This is a genomic window from Pseudoalteromonas sp. TB64 (genome assembly GCF_000498095.1).
Classification (GTDB): Bacteria; Pseudomonadota; Gammaproteobacteria; order Enterobacterales; family Alteromonadaceae; genus Pseudoalteromonas.
The window spans coordinates 1-803 of the sequence record NZ_AUTQ01000041.1; the positions used below are offsets into that span (position 1 = coordinate 1).

Genomic DNA, 803 nt, shown 5'->3' on the forward strand with positions numbered 1-803 from the left:
AAGCCATAACGTGATTGAAAAAGACGGCCTAATACCGTTGGCTCCCCCTTTTGATACCATAGGTTGGCTTACCCAAAGCGCCGAGCTATTAAGCAGCGTTGGCGATGTATTATTACCACAACAAGCTATTAATAAAGTAAATACGCTGGTTATTTGCGAAGCACTATTTGAACTCGTTGACCCCTCTTTACAAGCCCCACTGGGTAAGCTTTTAGAAAAAACCAAACCTTATTTTAATCATCATATCAATTTTAAGCTCCCCAAAAGCAACCTGCTAAGTGAGCTTGCCGATACCTTTAGAATATTACAAGGTCGTGCGATTGCTAAAACGCACCGAGACTGGCTTGAACTCCCAGATCAGCTTTCTCATTTTGCGCCAGCAATTGCGGCTCGTTTTAAAATGGCATTAGCTTTAACCGAGCAAGAAGAACAAGAGGCGTTAAAAATACAGCACGAGTGGCAAGCAATCGTCGCTAAAAACTTAAACAAACACAGCTGCTTATTTTTACCTACCACCCCTACAACTGCACCTAAATTAGGCGCCGACACAAGCGCCTTACGTATGCAAATCATTACGCTTTCGGCAATTGCAGGGCTTAGTGGCTCAGCGCAAGTGCATTTACCGCTGGCTGATTTAACAAATGATCATCCGTATGGTTTTTCATTAATGATGACCCACGGTAACGATAAAAGCCTACTTGCTTGCGTTAAGCACCTAGCTGCACACTTTAAACAGGACACACCGGCATGACCACACACAATATTGCATTTACCGCATCTCATTTTTCAGCAACAGAGGCGGG

1 pseudogene is annotated in these 803 nt (G+C 43.7%); it reads left to right on the forward strand.

Features of this window, described 5'->3' with window-relative positions:
- Positions 1–751: pseudogene (locus L647_RS0101190) on the forward strand (amidase); the annotation flags it as partial.
- Positions 752–803: the final 52 nt, after the last annotated feature.